The organism is [Actinomadura] parvosata subsp. kistnae (genome assembly GCF_900323885.1).
GTDB lineage: Bacteria > Actinomycetota > Actinomycetes > Streptosporangiales > Streptosporangiaceae > Nonomuraea > Nonomuraea composti.
The window spans coordinates 478520-494421 of record NZ_OOHJ01000030.1; the positions used below are offsets into that span (position 1 = coordinate 478520).

The following is a 15902-nucleotide window of genomic DNA, read 5'->3' on the forward strand; positions in this document are numbered from 1 at the left end:
TCTCCCTCGGTTGTCTGCCGGATTCCTAGGTCGGAATCCCCTCGCGTCGGATCTCGGGGACGGGGATGCCGAGCGCGCGCAGCTGCTCGTTGGGGTTCATGAACTCCCGCTGCCGGCGGATCAGGCCGTCCTCCAGCTGGAAGGAGTGCAGGAAGTGGTTGCGGTAGTGGCCCTCGGGGTAGCCGGGGAAGCGGATGGCGCCCTCCCCGTCGCACTCGACCCAGAAGAAGCCGGGGTCGCCGGTCTCGAAGATCTGGACGTTGTACCAGACCCAGTCGGGGAAGCAGCGCAGCGACCAGACCGCGTGCTCGGCGAGGCGGTCGCGTCCCCGGATGACGATCGGCTCGCCGGTGTCGTTGGTCCACAGGCCGCCGGTGCCGTCCTCGGTGAACAGCAGATGGCGGCGCAGCCGTTCCTCGCCCCGAGTGTTCATGTACTTTTCGACGGTCGCCCGGTTCTTCTTCCTCAGGGCTATGTCGGCGCTGTTTCCCGGATAGTGGCCGTTTTCGGGCATGGCGAATTCTCCGCATTTCTGAAAGGCGAATGAATAACGAAATCCCGGCTAGGAGATGTGCTGCGGAACGCGGTCCGCGAGCCGCTTCCAGTCGTCACAGAATTTCAGCAGGACCGATCGCACGAGCGGCACGGAATGGGCCGGGACGGCCTCGGAGATGTGCTCCCAGCGCAGGGTGACGGCCTCGGCGGCGAGCAACATCCGCAGGAGCGTGCGGCCGGACTCGGTGGCCCGCAATGACGGGTCGCGGGTGAGCTTGCGCACCAGCGACAAGGTCTCGGACATGGCCTTGGCGACCTCTTTCCCCGAGGCCGCCCCTTTCCCCGAAGTGGCGCCTTTCCCCGGGGCCGCGCCGTCGGCGGACGCGCGGCGGTCCTGGCCGCGCAGGCGGTCGGGCACGGGGTCCTGGCCGCGGTCGAGGCGGTCGCGCACGTCGCGCACGGTGCCCACCGACAGGCCGGTCTTGCGCGACAGCTCGCGCAGGGAGATCTGGGAGTCGCCCGCCAGCAGGACGGCCGCGCTGCGGCGCCCCTCGACGCTGCTGGCAGGCCGGAGTCTGCCGTCCCGGCCCAGCCGGGTGGCCAGGCAGGACGCGCCGGCCTCGCGGCGTACCTTGCCCACGGTCTTGGAGCTGAGCCCGACCCGCTCGGCGATCGCGCGGTCGGACCAGTCGGGGTGCGAGGCGATGATGCGCCGGGCGGCGGCCCTGCGCTCCTCGAGCGTCAGCGGCAGGCCGTGCCGCACGTTGAGCTGGACGGCCAGCACGAACGCGTCGGCCTCGCTGCCGTCGAAGAAGCGCACGGCGATGTGCGACCAGCCGCACATCGTGGCCGCGCGCAGCCGGTGCATGCCGTCGATGACGCGCATCGTGGGGCGGTGCACCAGGAGCGGCTCGGCGCCGCCGCCGGTCTCGGCCAGCCGGCGCACGTGCGCCGGGTCCTCGTGCCGCTCCCGGGGGGAGAAGGACGGCAGCAGGTCGCCGATGGGGACGACTTCCTCCGGTAATTGGCGCAGCAGATCATCTCCCGCTGGCAGGGGAATCGCTTCATTTCGAACTGCTTCGGCTGTGGTGTGAAGGGTCACGGCTGGACCTTCCTAATGAAAGGAAACGGGACGGGAGCGCATTCTTCACGTCTGGCACGGCCATTCGTCAGCTTAAGGATCGACCCTCGGTATAGCCAGTGCTCCGAGGTCTTCCCTGTTGACCGGCATTGGACAGTGCGGCGGAAAGCCGCCGACTCCGTGAATGGATCGCGCCCGCACGAGCACGCCGGTTCTCGGATACGGGGGTCGCGTCGCGACGGGGGCACAGTGGCGGGAGGATGGAAGGATGAGAGGCATGTCGCACACTGCCCGCCGCCCTCCGGCAGCATCGTCCGCTGTCGTTCCACCGCCGCTGGTCAGATGACGCACCACCATCAGCACGACACCCCGTCCCCTGTCAAAACCACGCATATCGTGCGAGCGCTTTCCACCTGATACGACGCCCCGTCTCCAGGAAAGGTGACCGATGGACACTCAGGCCGAACTGGCCGCCCACTTCGATCACTCCCGCAAGCGGTTGCGCAACATCGCGTACCGGATGCTCGGCTCGGCCGACGAGGCCGACGACGCGACGCAGGAGGCGTGGCTGAGGGCCTCCTCGGCCTACACCTCCGCGGTCGGCAACGTGCAGGCCTGGCTCACGACGATCGTCGCCCGCATCTGCCTGGACATGCTGCGCTCGCGCCAGCGCCGCAGGGAGGACTACACCGACCTCGGCGAGCTCGACCAGCTCGCCCCGCCCAGCGACGTGGCCGACCCGGAGGACGAGGCGGTGCTCGCCGACTCGGTCGGGCTGGCGCTGCTCGTCGTCCTCGACACGCTCACGCCCGCCGAGCGGGTCGCGTTCGTGCTGCACGACCTGTTCGCCGTGCCGTTCGGTGAGATCGCCGGCATCGTCGAGCGCACCCCGTCGGCGGCCAAGAAGCTCGCCAGCCGGGCGCGGCAGCGCGTGCACGGCAACACCGGCGTGCCGCCGGCCGACTTCGCCCGCCGGCGCAAGGTGGTGGAGGCGTTCCTGGCCGCCTCACGCGCCGGAGACCTGGAGGGCCTCATGGCCGTCCTGGCGCCCGACGTGGTGCGCAGGGGCGACCGGGTCGCGCTGCCGGCGCAGGAGGAGCTGGAGGTGCGCGGCGCGCGCCGCATCGCGGAGGAGACGCTCACCAACAGCGGCCGGGCCCACTTCGCCGAGCCCATCCTCGTCGGCGGGGAGCTCGGCATCGTGGTGGCGCCGCGCGGGCGGCTGCGCCTCGTGCTGCTGCTCGGCATCGACGACGACCGGATCACCTCGGTGGAGGTCATCGGCGAGCCGGAGCGCCTGCGCGAGCTCGACCTCGCCCTGCCCGGCCACCCCGACTCCTGATCGGCCGGGCGCGTCCAGCGGGGTGTGCAACCATGCGCTTCCACAGTTGCACACCCCGCGGCTAGCGCGGCGGCCGCACCTGGCCGCGGATCCTGAACCGGGCCTCGCCGTCGAGGCGGCGGACCTTCTCCTCCGGCTTGCGGGTGACCGCGGCGATGTCGGCGTAGGAGAACCCGAAGCCGTGGCGCAGCAGGAACACCAGCCGCTCGTCGGCGCGCAGCGCCCACATGGCGGTGCTGAGCGCCGCCGACACCGACTCGGCCAGGCTCAGCCCCGGCTCGTCCCGCAGCGGCTCGGGCAGCCACGGCCCGATGTGCTCCTCGCCGGCCTGCCGCGCGGCGCGCAGGCGGGCCAGCGCCAGCGTGGTGGCCAGGCGGGTCAGCTCGCTCTCCGGCCGCCCGGCGGGCTCGCCCGCCGGGGCCCGCCAGCGGGCCCGGGTCTCGCTGACCACCTCCTCGGCCGCCTCGGCATCGCCGAGCATGCTGAGGACCACCGCCCGCAGCAGCGGCTCGTGCTGCTCGAACGCCCGCGCCGGCGCATCGCCTTCGTCGTCCGGCGGGCCTGGGGGATGCTCGGTCGCCATGGTCTGATGATCCGTTCTGTACGGGGCGGAGCGCCAGTACGACGGCGATGTCATGCTTGCCGGTGTTCCTCCTCAGGGGAAGGGCCCCCGCTCCGGGCCGGTAATGCGGGTGGGCATGCCGACGGCCGGCGGGGCGCGCTGCCGTCGCGCCCGCGCCGGACGTGAGAGCGGGACCATGTTGGAACCGCTGCGGGGCCGTTACGGGGCCGGACCGTTGCGGGACCGGACCCGTCCTCGCCCTCCGGCCCCGCAACGGCGTCAGTGGGGCGGGAGCACGCCCTGCTTCTTCGGCGCGTGGCCGTTGCCCAGGGTCTCCGGCGCGTGGCCGTTGCCCAGCGGGACCTTCTCCCCGCCGTACGCCCTGGACATGCGGCCGCGCAGCCCGCCCAGCGGGCCCCGCAGGCGCTCGGGCAGCACGCCCGAGCCGTTCGCGCCGGCCGGGAGCGCCGGCACCGGCTCCTTGCCGCGCAGGTGCGCCTCGCTCTCCTCGGACAGCGGCGCGTGCACCTCGACGAACTCGCCGTGCGGCAACCGCTTGATCACGCCCGTCTCCACGCCGTGCGCGACGAGCGCCGCGTCGGACCGCTGCAGCCCCAGGCAGATGCGATAGGTGAGCACGTACGCCAGGACCGGCGCCGCGATGACGAGCACCCGGCCCGCGTAGGTGGTGGCGTTCAGGCTGATGTGGAACGTCGTGGACAGCTCGTCGTTCGCGCCGAACAACCACAGCACGCCGTAGAACGCGACGGCCGACATGCCGATCGCGGTGCGGTGCGGGTTGTTGCGCGGCCGGTCGGCGATGTGGTGCTCGCGGTGGTCGCCGGTGATCCAGCGCTCGGCGAACGGGTAGGCCGCCATCCCCACGACGATGATGCCCAGCGGCACCAGCGCCGGGATGATGACGCTCAGCGGCAGCGTGAAGCCCAGGACGTGGAGCTCCCACGGCGGCATGATGCGCAGCGCGCCTTCGAGGAAGGCCAGGTAGAAGTCCGGCTGCGAGCCCGCCGACACGTCGGCCGGCGTGTAGGGGCCGTACAGCCAGATGGGGTTGATCTGCGCGAACGTCGCGAGCCCGGCCACCGTGCCCAGCGTGAACAGGAAGTACGCGCCCGACTTGGCCATGAACGCCGGGTAGAACGGCGCGCCCACCACGTTCCGGTTCGTGCGGCCCTTGCCCGGCATCTGCGTGTGCTTCTGCACCCACATCAGCACCAGGTGCGCCGTGACCAGCGCCAGGATGATGCCCGGGATGAGCAGGATGTGGATGGAGTAGAACCGCGAGATGACCTCATCGCCCGGATACTCCCCGCCGAACAGGAAGAACCGGATGTACGTCCCCACCAGCGGCAGCGAGATCACCACCCCCTCGGTCACCCGCAACCCGGCCCCGGACAGCAGGTCGTCGGGCAGCGAGTAGCCGGTCAGTCCCTCGAACAGGGCCAGCGTCAGCAGCGCCACGCCGATGATCCAGTTGATCTCGCGCGGCTTGCGGTACGCGCCGGTGAAGAACACGCGCAGCGCGTGCACCATCATCCCGGCCACGAACAGCAGCGCCGCCCAATGGTGCATCTGCCGGATGAGCAGGCCGCCGCGCACGTCGAAGCTGATCTCCAGCGACGACGCGTACGCCTCGGACATCATGACGCCCTTGAGCGGCGCGTACGAGCCGTCGTAGACGACCTCCGTCATGCTGGGCTTGAACCAGAGCGTCAGGAACGTCCCGGTCAGCAGCAGGATGACGAACGAGTAGAGCGCGATCTCACCCAGCAGGAACGACCAGTGGTCCGGGAAGATCTTGCGCAGGTTCCGCTTGAGGAAGCCGGCTCCGCCCAGGCGATCGTCGAGGAAGCCCGACGGCCGGGCGACGGCTTTCGGGACGGTCCTCATCGCGCTGTCGCTCACGCCTTACCTCCCTTCTCGCGTACCAGTGCCTCCTTCTAGGTAGACGACGGGGGCGGGGAAGAGGTGACGCGCCTCGTCCGTCCCCCTAGGGATTTCCCCGGGTGAGACCCTGGCGCGTTCCCCTCGCTCCGCCGTCTTCAATGGTCGATGAGGACAGGGAGGGAACATGGCGTCTGACAGCGGGTTCGAGCAGGGTGGCGGCCGGGTGGTGCAGGTCACCATCCCGGCGGAGGTCGCCTTCGACCTGGAGCGGTTCCAGAGCGTGCAGAAGGAGATACTCGGCCGCCTCGGCTGCCGGGGCTGCTGCTCGGGCTGGGACATCCGGTACGAGCTCCAGCGCAGGTTCCTCGTCAACGAGAAGCTCGAGATCCGCGAGCCCGGATGAGCGACCTCCAGGACCTGCGGGAGCTGCCGGAGCTGGGGGTCGGGCTGGTCTACTGGCCCGAGCACGACGGGCTGCTCGACCTGGTGGACGTGGTCGAGGTGGAGCCGCAGGTGTTCTGGTTCCCGGCTCGGGCGCCGGGCGGGCCGTACGAGCTGGACGCGCGCGCGTTCCAACGGCTCGCGCGGATCCCGAAGCCCAAGCTCGTGCACGGCGTGGGGTGTCCGGTGGGCGGCACGGTGGCCGACGAGCGCCACCTGCGGCCCTTCGCCGACTCCGTCGCGCTGCTCCAGGCGGCGTGGGCCAGCGAGCATCTCAGCTTCAACCAGGCCGGCCCCCATGACCTGGGCTTCCTGCTGCCGCCCGTGCAGAGCGAGGAGGGCATCGCCCTCGCCGTCGCCAACATCCGCAGGATGCGCGAGCTCCTGCCGGTGCCGTTCGCCTTCGAGACCGGCGTCAGCTATCTGCGGCCGGTGCCGGGCGAGCTGCCCGACGGCACGTTCTTCGCCGCGGTCGCCCGCGCGGCCGGCTGCGGGATCCTGCTCGACCTGCACAACCTCTGGGCGAACGAGCGCAACGGCCGCCAGCGCGTCCTCGACGTGGTGTCCGAGCTGCCCCTGGAACGGGTGATCGAGGTGCATCTCGCCGGTGGCCAGGAGTACGCCGGCTACTGGGTGGACGCCCACTCCGGGCCCGTCGCGCCGGAGGTCATGGAGTGCGCCCGCCAGGTGATCCCCCGGCTGCCGAACCTCAAGGCCGTCGTCTACGAGGTGATGCCGGACAGCGCCCCGCCGGCGGAGGAGACCCGCGACCAGCTGCGTGAGCTGCGCGAGCTGTGGAAGTCGCGCGGCAGCGCCGCCACCCCCACACCCCCGGCGCCGGCGGTCTGGGAGCACGCCCTCGCCACGGCCCTCCAGAGCCGGGGCGCCGTCGCGGACCCCGGCATCGCGGTCTTACGCGAGCTCATCGCCTCCGTCCGCGCCGGGAAGGTCGCCGACGCCCTCCCGCTCACGACGCGGCTGCTCCTGCTGACGCTCGGCGGCGCGGCCGTGGACGAGCTGTTCGCCGGTTTCTGGACCGCCACCCCTTCGCAGCCGATGGCCGCCGACGAGGCCCGGCGCTTCGCCGCCCACGTCGGCGACCTGCCGCTGGAGGTGCCCCATCTGCGGGAGGTGATGGCGTTCGAGCTGGCCGCCCAGCAGGCCGTGCTCACCGGCCGGGCGCAGGCGGTCTCGTTCGGCGTCGATCCCGGCCCGGTGCTCACGTCCCTCCTCGAGGGACGCCTTCCGTCCGCGCAGCCGCCAGGCAGCTACGAGATCACGGTGAGCCCTCCGCCCTGAAGAGGCCCGTCGCGGAACCGTTCGTGCGGGCGGGTGATCTCCGGCGAGCGGACGTGCGCCCGCCGCACGGCGGCCGGATGCACCGCGCCGCCGTGCCGCTCGGCCGACGCGCGTGTACGGAACGGATACATCTCGCTACCCCGAGACCATACGACGAACTGACTTTCCTGCATCAGGGTTCGGCCATAAGCTCGACGGCGACGGCACGAGGCCGCCGCATCACTTCTGCCTACCTGACAAGACGGTGATGATCGCGATGGCTCCGCCTCCCATGCCCCCGCACTCCGGCGCGCAAGCCGCGATCACGGCCCAGCCGCGCCCCGCCGCACCGTCGCCGCAACCGCGGAGGCTGTCATGAAGCTGACCCACCGTTACCAGTCCGGCGCGTGCGTGCTCACGATCGACGGCGAGGTCGACGTCACCACCTCCCATGAGCTGGAGACCTACCTCGACCTGGTGCGCCGCAGCCTGGACGACCACCTCGTCGTCGACGCCGGCCGCCTGTCCTTCCTGGACAGCTCCGGCCTGACCGTGCTGCTGGCCGCCGCGATCCTCGCCCAGGCCCGCGGCGCCGCCGTCCACCTCGTCGGGCTGCAACCGCGGGTGGCCCGGATCCTGGAGATCACCGGCGCCATGGTCGCCATCCGCACCCACGAGGACGTCGAACAGGCGCTGACCGCGGCGGGAAGCATGAGCGGAAGCGGAGTCGCCGAACCGGTCTGACGCCTTGGTCAGGAGGAGAAGCGGTTCACCCTCTCCGGGTGGACGACGATGCGCAGCACGCCCCCGGCCCGCCACTCGTCGAGGAACTTCTGGCGGTTCGGGTCGCTCATGTCCCAGTAGCGGGCGGCGAGCCGGGCCGCGAGCTCGGCGCCGCCCTCCTCGTGGAGGGTGACGCAGCCCTCGACCGACACCCAGTGCTCGGGCTCGCCGGGCGGAGCCGCGACGACGACGGAGGCGCGGGGATGCTCGCGGAGGCGGTCGAGCTTGGGCGCACCCCGGACGGAGAACAGCTGCAGGTCGCCGTCGCCGGTGACCTCGAACCACACCGGGCGCGGCGCGGGCCAGCGATCGCCGCGCGGCGCGACGGTGAGGAAGGCGTAGAGCGGCCGGGCGAGCAGGTCAAGATCCTCATCGCGGAACATGGGATCACCTTATGCCGACGACCCCCGCTTAAGCAACCGGAGTTGACTACGCTCAAATTAGTCAACTACGGTTGCTCGCATGTCTGGAGAAACCGCATCCGTGTCGTCACCGGGAGAGGTGACGTCATGACGAGAAGCAAGGGCCTCGTGCTCGACGTCGAGGGGCTGCGCATGCGTTACGGCGCGCACGACGTCCTGCACGACGTCACCTTCCAGGCCCGGCACGGCGAGGTGGTGGCCCTGCTGGGGCCGAACGGCGCCGGCAAGACCACCACGATCGAGATCCTGGAGGGCTTCCGCGTCCGCTCGCGGGGCCGGGTCTCGGTGCTCGGCACCGATCCCGCGCACGGCGACGAGCGGTGGCGGGCCCGGCTCGGGATCGTCCTGCAGTCGTGGCGGGACCACGGCAAGTGGCGGGTACGCGAGTTCCTCGCCCACCTCGGCACCTACTACGCCCCCTACGCCACCCCCGGGATCCCGCGCCCCTGGGACGCCGACGAGCTGATCGAGCGGGTCGGCCTGAGCGGGCACGCCGGCAAGAAGCTCAAGACCCTGTCCGGCGGCCAGCGGCGCCGGCTGGACGTGGCGATCGGCCTGGTGGGGCGCCCCGAGCTGCTGTTCCTCGACGAGCCGACCACCGGCTTCGACCCGCAGGCCAGGTCCGGCTTCCACGAGCTCGTCCGCGACCTGGCCGCCGCCCGCCGGACCACGATCCTGCTCACCACCCACGACCTGGACGAGGCCGAGAAGCTGGCCGACCGCATCCTGGTGCTGAACGGCGGCCGGATAGTCGCCGACGGCACCGCCGCCGAGCTGGCGCGGCGCATCGCCGGCGAGGACGAGGTGCGCTGGACGTACGACGGGCGCCGGCACGTCGAAAGGACGCCCGACTCGACCGCGTTCGCCCGCGAGCTGTTCGCCCGCCACGGCGACGGCGTGCGGGAGCTGGAGGTGCACCGGGCCTCGCTGGAGCAGACGTACCTGGCGCTGGTGCGCGAGGCCGAGGGGGCGGCCGGATGAACGCGACGGTGCTGCGCGCGGGCTGGTCCAGGGGCGTGATCGAGCTGCGGCAGTCGTTCACCAACGGCGCCGAGCTGGTCTCCCACGTGCTGTGGCCCGCCCTGATGGTGGCCACGCTGTTCTTCGTCCGGGACCTGCCGGTCGGCGGCCTCCTGCTCGGCGCCCTGGCCCTGCCCGGCATCCTCGGCATGAACGCCGCGACCGGGCTGATCAGCATGAGCCAGCAGCTCACCGCCGACCGCGAGGACGGCACCCTGCTGCGCGCCAAGGCGACCCCGCACGGGATGCCCGCCTACCTGATCGGCAAGGTGATCTCGGTGTCCGGCGGCCTGCTGGCCGACCTGGCCATCTTCCTCGTGCCGGCCGTGCTCCTCGTCGAGGGCCTGCGGATCGGCCCCGACTCCTGGCCCGGCCTGGCCTGGGTGCTGGCGCTCGGCCTGGTCGCGACCCTGCCGCTGGGCGCGGTGCTGGGCTCGGTGTTCACCACCGCCCGCGCCCAGGGGCTGGTCCAGCTGCCGTTCCTGGCGCTGGTCGGGATCTCCGGCATCTTCTACCCGATCACCTCGCTGCCGGAGTGGCTGCAGGGGATCGCCCAGCTCTTCCCCCTCTACTGGATGGGGCTCGGCATGCGCGCGGCCCTGCTGCCGGACGCGGCGGCCGCCGTCGAGATCGGCCAGTCGTGGCGGCACCTGGAGACCGCCGGGGTGCTGGCCGCCTGGGCGGTGCTCGGCCTGCTCCTGGCGCCGGTCGTGCTGCGGCGGATGGCCCGCAGGGAGTCCGGCTCGACGGTCGCGGCCCGCCGCGAGCGCGCCCTGCGGCGGGTCGGGTGAAGGAGCTCACCAGTCGTGCACGGTGCCGTCCTGCGGCCGGTTGACCGGCAGGTACGCCGCCGCGTACGGGGACACAGCCCTTGGTGGGAGCACCGGCTTTGTCCAGGTCCGCGCGTCAGGTTCTGCGTGAGATGACCATGATGTATTCGCAGGGCGCGTTCGTCCGGTTGGCGAAGCCGTGGTCCGCGTCGGCCTGGAAGAACAGGGAGTCGCCCGCGTCCAGGGTCTCGGTGATCCCGCCGAGCGCGACGGTGAGGGTGCCCTGGAGCACCACGAGTTGTTTCTCCGTGCCCGGCGGGTACGCGGGCAGCAGCCCGGTGGAGACCTGCGCGGGGAGGTAGTGGACGATCATCTCGGCCCCTCCCGCGCCCGGGGCCGCCGACACCATGTGCCGCTCGAAGCCGGTCTCCGGGTCGCGGAAGACGGGGCGATCGTTCTTGCGCATGACGATGGCCACGCCGGACGCGGCGCCGGCCGGCGCGCCGATCAGGTCCGAGAGCGACGTGTCGAGCGCGTGGGCGATCCTCGACGCGACGCCGATCGTCGGGCTCTTCTCGCCGCGCTCGACCTTGGACAGCATCGCCCGGCTGACCGACGACCGCAGGGACAACTGCTCGAGCGTCAGGCCCGCCTCCTCGCGGCGTCGCCGCACGTTCACGCCGAACGCGCCGGCCAGGTCGTCACTCTCTTGTGTTCCGGTCGCGTTCTGCTCGACCACCGTGCTCCTTGATCGACGGGTACCTCGCTCGCCATAGTGTACGGTTTCTTCTAAAGTAGAAATCGTCTTCCATAGGAGATGCGCTCATGCGTCTGATCTCAAGCGGCCGGCACCATGCCACGTTCGCGTTCGGCGAGCTGCGGGTGACCTCGTTGCGCGACGGGTACATCGACATGCCGCCGACCCGGCTGCGCGGCGAGGACGGCCGTCCGCTCGCCGAGCTGCCGGCCGCCGTCCCGCTGGCCGGTGACAACCTGCGGCTGTCGGTCAACGCCTTCTTCGTCACCGACGGCACCCGGTCGGTGCTCATCGACACCGGCGCGTCCGACGCCTGGCACGACCCCACCATGGGGTTGATCTACGACGCGCTCGACGAGGCGGGGATCGATCGCGCGCAGGTCACCGACGTGGCCATCACCCACCGGCACGAGGACCACGTGAGCGGCCTCGTCATGCCCGGCGGTGCGGAGGCGTTCACCGAGCTGGAGCGGGTGTGGATCGGCGCGGGCGACGCCTCGGTGTTCACGGGGCGGCTCGCGCCGATCCGCGACCGGGTCGTACCCGTGACGGAGAACGTCGCGATCAACGACTGGACCACCGCGATCCCGGCACCGGGCCACACCCCCGGCCACACCGTCTACGACGTCAGGAGCGGCACCGGCCACCTTCTCGTCTGGGGCGACACCGTGCACGTCCCCACCCTCCAGTTCGATCGGCCGAACGTGTCGTGGGAGCTCGACGGCGACCAGCACCGGGCCCGCGCCGCCCGAGCGGCCCTCCTCGACCGGCTGACCCGGCCCCACCACTTCGTGGCCGGCGCCCACCTCGACTCCCCCGGCATCGCCCGCGTCACGCCCTCCGGGGAGGGGTATGCGCTCGAATACCTCGCACCACCGATCGGCTGATGCGAGCGTGCCGGTGCCGGGCCGCGCTCGCGAAGGCGTCGCCGCCGGGAACGACCGAGGTGAACGGCTCCGTCAGGGAATCGGGACCCTGGCGGTGAAGATCTCCTCGTCGTTGGCGGGGTCGGCCTGCGGGGCCGGTGCTGTGCAGGTCCGCGGCGGGACGCCGGGCACGCCCGTGCCGGGGCACAGGAACCGGGCCGCCGTACGCGTGTCGGACCAGGCCGGATACGCATGTGTGGCGGTGGCGGTGACCTGGATGTAGTCGCCGTAGAACGTGCCGCCGAACTGGGTGGGCGGCGGCATCGCCGAGGAGGTCACCCGCCGCACCTGGAAGCCGGAGCCGGACCGGGTGGACAGCGAGATGTCGGAGAAGCCGCTGCGGCTGTCGCCGCCGTACTGCCGGTCGTAGTAGGCGACGACCAGCTTGCCGAGCGGCGAGTAGTCGGCGCCGTGCCAGAACTGGTCGGTGGTGCGCTGGCCGGGACGGTCGGTGGCGGTGGCGAGGGTACGCACGTCGGCGGCGGTGCCGGTGAAGGACGCCCCCGCGTCGGTGGACTCCGACACGACGATGTCGTTGTTGCACCCTCCGGTCTTGACCCCGTCATAGAGCGCGTTGCCCAGCGGGCCGGTGAATCCGGCGGGGGTGCAGCCGACGGCCTCGCGGGAGTTGCGGTTGACGTAGGAGCCGTAGGTGACGGTGACCTGGGCGGGGTCGCGCGGGTTGACGTTGACGTAGGGGTAGTTGGCGGCGCGGAAGATGGAGTTGAACGTGGGCCCCTTCTCGGGCACGCACGCCCGTCCCGGGTCGGCGCCGCCCTGGTAGGTGGCGCAGTCGGGCAGGTCGAAGAAGTCGCCCACCTTGACCGGCGCCGAGTAGGAGGCGCCGCCGTCGGTCGACTTGGCCAGCAGCATCTGCAGGTGGTTGTCGGCCGCGTTGGCGGGGGTGGTGTTGGAGTTGGCCCACACCACGTACAGGGCGCCGTCGGGGCCGACCGCCGGGTGGGAGAACTGGTTGACGTTGCAGGAGCCGCGCGGCGTGGGGATGCCGAACGTGTTCGCGCACAGGGGCGAGTCCGAGCTGATCAGCACGGGGGCGCTGAAGGTCTCGCCGTAGTCGGCCGAGTAGGCGCCGAAGATGTAGGCGGTGCCGTCGGCGTCGAACGTCGTCCACGTCACGTACACGCGGTCCCTGAACGGGCTGCCCGCGAAGCCGTCGACCGCCATGAGCTGTTTGTCCAGCAGGAAGTCGCCGGCCCCGGCCAGGTCGGCGTGCTCGGCGACCGGCCGCCCGGGGAAGGTGAACGAGGCGCCGCCCGTCCCGGTGGAGCGGAAGACGTAGAACGCGCTGGACTGGTCGGGATCGCCGGTGACCGTGGTGCCCCGCTTGAACACCTGGCACGACAGGTACACGTTGCCGCGGCTGTCCCAGTCCACCGAGGTGTCGCCGCCGGCCTGCCAGTACTCACGCGGGAACCCGCCGAACGCGGTCCCGCGGGTGAAGCCGTTCGGGACGGTCGTGTCGGCCCAGCTCGCGCCGCCGTCGCGGGAGTACGACACCCCGCAGGTGCCGTCGCCGCGCCGGTAGTCGTTGTAGGAGGCCACGAGCTGCCGGGGGTCGGCCGGGTTTGCGGCGATCCAGGTCTCGTTCTGCGCCTGCCCGCGCCCGGCCAGGTCGGGGTCGGTGAGGTTCAGGCAGTTCTGGTTCACCTTGACGTTGTCGCCGCGCCGACCGTCGCAGTCGGGGGCCGCGGCGGGCCGGAACCCGGTCACGGCCTGGCGGGCCGCCGCGGGCCGCTCCCCGAGCGCGTCGCTGAGCGCGCCCGAGGCCAGGCGTCGCTGCCAGGGTTTGAGATCGTCGTACGAGAAGCCCTGCGCGCCGGTGGACGGGATCATCACCAGGACGAGGGCGGCCGAGGCGACCAGGCCGAGGGCATGCCGGAATCGCATCCTGCCTCCATGGGACGACGGGGACTGAGCCGGGGGCTCCCGACCGGCCCCGCCCATGACGGGAGGACCCGAGAACGTGACGGTATGCCCGCCCCCACGGCTCGCCAAGGCCCAAGGGCTGGCCGCATCCGGACAACAGCCGATCACCCGCACCGACCGCGGCCCCGCCGTCGATGTCGGCCCCGGCCATCGGGTACGGCGAGCGGCGGAGCTCGCCGTACCCGCATCGTGTCTTCGGTCAGCGTCCGCTGGAGGCCGCGCGGTAGTGCAGGTCCTGCACGTACGGCGTCGCGGTGATCGGGTACGGCGAGACGACCTTCGCGACCGTGGCCGCGTTCCTGGTCACGGTCGCCGACGCGGTGCCGGGTCTGAGCGGGAACGTCTTGGCGGACACTCCCGCGGGCGCGTCGTAGGTCTGCGTCGTGCCGCCGATCGTGACCGACACCTTGCCGGCGGCGGTGAGCATGCTCAGCACCTCGACCGTGTCGCGGGCCGCGGTGCTGCCACCGCGCAGCTTCATCAGCTTGGTCTGCGCGTACGACGGGGCGGCGGCGACCGGCTGCACCCGGTGGGTCAGGTAGGCCACGTCATGGGTGATCTTCGGGCAGCCCAGCTTGTAGCAGGTGAGGTAGTAGGCGTTGATGTCCAGGTAGGTCCATCCGGCGTTCCTGGAGGGGGCGAACTGGGTGTTCTCGGAGTAGTCGTTCCAGGTGGTGAGCTGCACCCAGTCCGCCTTTCCGTCGATGGCGCCCTTCCACGTGGCCCGCAGGTTCTCGGTGTTGCCGGCTTCGTCGAAGATGCCCTGGTTGGGGCGCTCGTCCTGGACGGACACCGGCTGCATCCAGAGCTTGCCCAGGTTGTGCGCGGTGGTGATGGCGGTGGTGAGGTTCGCGTTGGCGGCGGGGTTGCGGCCGCCCCAGTTGGAGAAGCCGTAGCTGATGGGGGCGAAGGCGTCGCGGTTGGTGGTGAAATTGAGGAAGACGGGCACCAGGGCGACCTTGATCCCGTGGGCGGTCTCCATCGTCTTCATCCAGTCGCTCCACCAGGCGGCGGTGTGCCCCTCGGCCTTGAACGGGGCGACCACCAGGCGGTCGTCGGGGAGCCGGTAGACCGACTCCGACTCCGCCAGCTTGGCGATGGAGGAGGCCAGGGTGGCGCTGTCGACCGAGGCCAGGCCGTTCGTGTCCGGCATGAGCACGATCTTGAAGCCGGGGTCCACGGCCTCGGCGGCCTTGATCAGGTTCTGGACGCGGGTCCAGTGCGCGCTGGTCACGGACAGGATGTCCACGGTGAAGCCGTCCAGGCCCGCCGCGATGGCCTGCTTGACCTCGGTCTTGAGGTCGGTCAGCGCGTAGTCGGCGGCGATCGGTGCGCGGCCGAGCGGCCGGTCGCGCAGCAGCCCGCCGTAGGCGGCGTGCTTGCCGCTCTCCCCGTCGGGCTTGAGGTAGTTGCGGGCGTAGTAATCGTTTTCCGGCGCGGCGTTGTCCAGCGAGATCGGATACGGCGTGAAGTAGTGCGCGAACACCTTCTTGCCCGAGGCCCGCAGCGCCGCCGTACTGGCCGGGGTGAACGGCAGCGGCCCGTCGGTCTGCTCCTCCCCCGTGCCGGGCGTGTAGGTGAGCGTGAGCTTCGGCCCCCGGTCGCCGCTCTCGCGGGACGACATCAGCACCGTCGTGGTGTCGGAGGTGCCGGTCAGGGCGAAGGCGTACGTGCCGTCGGCCGGGACGGCGGAGGAGAGGTCCAGCTTGGCGGTCGCGCCGGCGGCGAACCCGGTGTGCGAGCCGATCGTGCTCGCGCCGACCGCCGGGCGGGTGTTCCAGGTGGTGGCGGCCTCGGTCCAGGTGCCCGTCACGGGGTGGGCGGAGATGGTGGTGTCGGTGGTCCTGGCCGAGACGACCTCCAGGGTGGCCTTGACGTCCTGGGCGTCCGCCGGGATGCCGGCGACCTTGAAGCGGAGCAGCGCCTGACGCTGGCCGGCGGCGGTGCCGCCGCAGGAGGAGCCGCACACGCTCAGCCACGTCGCGGTGGCGAAGCTCTTGGCGGGCTCGCCCTGGCTGATGAAGACGTCCTCGGCCGCGGCGACGGTCACGGTGACCGGCGCGAGCGCGGCGGCCGGTGCGGGAGCGACCGCGACGGACGCCAGCATGGCCAGCGCGGCCAGGGCGGTCACCGCCGCCGGCACCCGATGGGGGTGGACCATGGAACTCCTTGA

15 protein-coding genes are annotated in these 15902 nt (G+C 71.6%); 7 read left to right on the forward strand and 8 right to left on the reverse strand.

What is annotated here, in order from left to right:
• Nucleotides 1-25 precede the first annotated feature (25 nt).
• Entirely contained in the window at nt 26-514 is a 489-nt protein-coding gene (locus tag KIS93_RS57970) for a PhzA/PhzB family protein (protein ID WP_080039579.1), read from the reverse strand.
• 48 nt (nt 515-562) lie between these two features.
• On the reverse strand, nt 563-1597 hold the full coding sequence (locus KIS93_RS57975; RefSeq protein ID WP_230466254.1) for a ParB/RepB/Spo0J family partition protein: 1035 nt from the start codon (nt 1595-1597) through the stop codon (nt 563-565).
• 427 nt (nt 1598-2024) lie between these two features.
• Between KIS93_RS57975 and KIS93_RS57980 the strand changes: the two genes are divergently transcribed.
• Nucleotides 2025-2918: a sigma-70 family RNA polymerase sigma factor gene (locus KIS93_RS57980; RefSeq protein ID WP_080039580.1), complete on the forward strand. Its 894-nt coding sequence runs from the start codon at nt 2025-2027 to the stop codon at nt 2916-2918.
• A 61-nt stretch (nt 2919-2979) separates the two neighbouring features.
• Here the strand turns inward: KIS93_RS57980 and KIS93_RS57985 are convergent, their stop codons facing one another.
• Both KIS93_RS57985 and qcrB read right to left on the reverse strand, forming a co-directional pair.
• Nucleotides 2980-3501 carry a sigma factor-like helix-turn-helix DNA-binding protein gene (locus tag KIS93_RS57985; RefSeq protein WP_186405077.1) on the reverse strand — a complete coding sequence of 174 codons (522 nt, stop codon included), beginning with the start codon at nt 3499-3501 and terminating at the stop codon, nt 2980-2982.
• A gap of 258 nt (nt 3502-3759) precedes the next feature.
• On the reverse strand, nt 3760-5388 hold the full coding sequence (gene qcrB, locus KIS93_RS57990; protein WP_080046831.1) for a cytochrome bc1 complex cytochrome b subunit: 1629 nt from the start codon (nt 5386-5388) through the stop codon (nt 3760-3762).
• Between the two features lie 181 nt (nt 5389-5569).
• On the opposite strand from qcrB, the gene KIS93_RS57995 reads away from it, so the two are divergent.
• The 3 genes from KIS93_RS57995 (at nt 5570) to KIS93_RS58005 (ending at nt 7848) form a co-directional block, all read left to right on the forward strand.
• Nucleotides 5570-5788 carry a hypothetical protein gene (locus tag KIS93_RS57995; protein WP_080039582.1) on the forward strand — a complete coding sequence of 73 codons (219 nt, stop codon included), beginning with the start codon at nt 5570-5572 and terminating at the stop codon, nt 5786-5788.
• Nucleotides 5785-7125: an MbnB/TglH/ChrH family RiPP precursor modification enzyme gene (locus tag KIS93_RS58000; RefSeq protein ID WP_080039583.1), complete on the forward strand. Its 1341-nt coding sequence runs from the start codon at nt 5785-5787 to the stop codon at nt 7123-7125. Before KIS93_RS57995 ends, KIS93_RS58000 begins: the two co-directional genes overlap by 4 nt.
• A 354-nt stretch (nt 7126-7479) precedes the next feature.
• Entirely contained in the window at nt 7480-7848 is a 369-nt protein-coding gene (locus KIS93_RS58005) for an STAS domain-containing protein (protein ID WP_080039584.1), read from the forward strand.
• Between the two features lie 8 nt (nt 7849-7856).
• Here KIS93_RS58005 and KIS93_RS58010 read toward each other — a convergent pair whose 3' ends face one another.
• Nucleotides 7857-8270 carry a pyridoxamine 5'-phosphate oxidase family protein gene (locus KIS93_RS58010; RefSeq protein ID WP_080039585.1) on the reverse strand — a complete coding sequence of 138 codons (414 nt, stop codon included), beginning with the start codon at nt 8268-8270 and terminating at the stop codon, nt 7857-7859.
• Nucleotides 8271-8396: 126 nt separating this feature from the next.
• Between KIS93_RS58010 and KIS93_RS58015 the strand changes: the two genes are divergently transcribed.
• Together KIS93_RS58015 and KIS93_RS58020 are read left to right on the forward strand one after the other, a co-directional pair.
• Nucleotides 8397-9290, forward strand: a complete 894-nt coding sequence (locus tag KIS93_RS58015; protein WP_155127700.1) for an ABC transporter ATP-binding protein — start codon at nt 8397-8399, stop codon at nt 9288-9290.
• Nucleotides 9287-10120, forward strand: coding sequence for an ABC transporter permease (locus KIS93_RS58020; protein ID WP_080039586.1), 834 nt, complete (start codon nt 9287-9289; stop codon nt 10118-10120). Before KIS93_RS58015 ends, KIS93_RS58020 begins: the two co-directional genes overlap by 4 nt.
• Before the next feature lie 115 nt (nt 10121-10235).
• Here KIS93_RS58020 and KIS93_RS58025 read toward each other — a convergent pair whose 3' ends face one another.
• Nucleotides 10236-10838 (reverse strand): helix-turn-helix domain-containing protein, encoded by a 603-nt coding sequence (locus KIS93_RS58025; RefSeq protein WP_080039587.1) that lies wholly within the window; start codon nt 10836-10838, stop codon nt 10236-10238.
• Between the two features lie 86 nt (nt 10839-10924).
• Between KIS93_RS58025 and KIS93_RS58030 the strand changes: the two genes are divergently transcribed.
• Nucleotides 10925-11743, forward strand: a complete 819-nt coding sequence (locus tag KIS93_RS58030) for an MBL fold metallo-hydrolase (RefSeq protein WP_080039588.1) — start codon at nt 10925-10927, stop codon at nt 11741-11743.
• A 72-nt stretch (nt 11744-11815) separates the two neighbouring features.
• Here the strand turns inward: KIS93_RS58030 and KIS93_RS58035 are convergent, their stop codons facing one another.
• Nucleotides 11816-13690 carry a sialidase family protein gene (locus KIS93_RS58035; RefSeq protein ID WP_080039589.1) on the reverse strand — a complete coding sequence of 625 codons (1875 nt, stop codon included), beginning with the start codon at nt 13688-13690 and terminating at the stop codon, nt 11816-11818.
• Nucleotides 13691-13928: 238 nt separating this feature from the next.
• A complete protein-coding gene (locus KIS93_RS58040) occupies nt 13929-15890 on the reverse strand; it encodes a glycoside hydrolase family 71 protein (RefSeq protein ID WP_080039590.1) in 1962 nt (653 codons plus the stop codon).
• Nucleotides 15891-15902 lie beyond the last annotated feature (12 nt).

Excerpts from the sequence above, each read along its gene's own strand:
- KIS93_RS57970 (WP_080039579.1), bottom strand. The coding sequence starts at position 514 with ATGCCCGAAAACGGCCACTATCCGGGAAACAGCGCCGACATAGCCCTG.
- KIS93_RS57980 (WP_080039580.1), top strand. The coding sequence starts at position 2,025 with ATGGACACTCAGGCCGAACTGGCCGCCCACTTCGATCACTCCCGCAAG.
- KIS93_RS57985 (WP_186405077.1), bottom strand. The coding sequence starts at position 3,501 with ATGGCGACCGAGCATCCCCCAGGCCCGCCGGACGACGAAGGCGATGCG.
- qcrB (WP_080046831.1), bottom strand. The coding sequence starts at position 5,388 with ATGAGGACCGTCCCGAAAGCCGTCGCCCGGCCGTCGGGCTTCCTCGAC.
- KIS93_RS57995 (WP_080039582.1), top strand. The coding sequence starts at position 5,570 with ATGGCGTCTGACAGCGGGTTCGAGCAGGGTGGCGGCCGGGTGGTGCAG.
- KIS93_RS58000 (WP_080039583.1), top strand. The coding sequence starts at position 5,785 with ATGAGCGACCTCCAGGACCTGCGGGAGCTGCCGGAGCTGGGGGTCGGG.
- KIS93_RS58005 (WP_080039584.1), top strand. The coding sequence starts at position 7,480 with ATGAAGCTGACCCACCGTTACCAGTCCGGCGCGTGCGTGCTCACGATC.
- KIS93_RS58010 (WP_080039585.1), bottom strand. The coding sequence starts at position 8,270 with ATGTTCCGCGATGAGGATCTTGACCTGCTCGCCCGGCCGCTCTACGCC.
- KIS93_RS58015 (WP_155127700.1), top strand. The coding sequence starts at position 8,397 with ATGACGAGAAGCAAGGGCCTCGTGCTCGACGTCGAGGGGCTGCGCATG.
- KIS93_RS58020 (WP_080039586.1), top strand. The coding sequence starts at position 9,287 with ATGAACGCGACGGTGCTGCGCGCGGGCTGGTCCAGGGGCGTGATCGAG.
- KIS93_RS58030 (WP_080039588.1), top strand. The coding sequence starts at position 10,925 with ATGCGTCTGATCTCAAGCGGCCGGCACCATGCCACGTTCGCGTTCGGC.
- KIS93_RS58035 (WP_080039589.1), bottom strand. The coding sequence starts at position 13,690 with ATGCGATTCCGGCATGCCCTCGGCCTGGTCGCCTCGGCCGCCCTCGTC.
- KIS93_RS58040 (WP_080039590.1), bottom strand. The coding sequence starts at position 15,890 with ATGGTCCACCCCCATCGGGTGCCGGCGGCGGTGACCGCCCTGGCCGCG.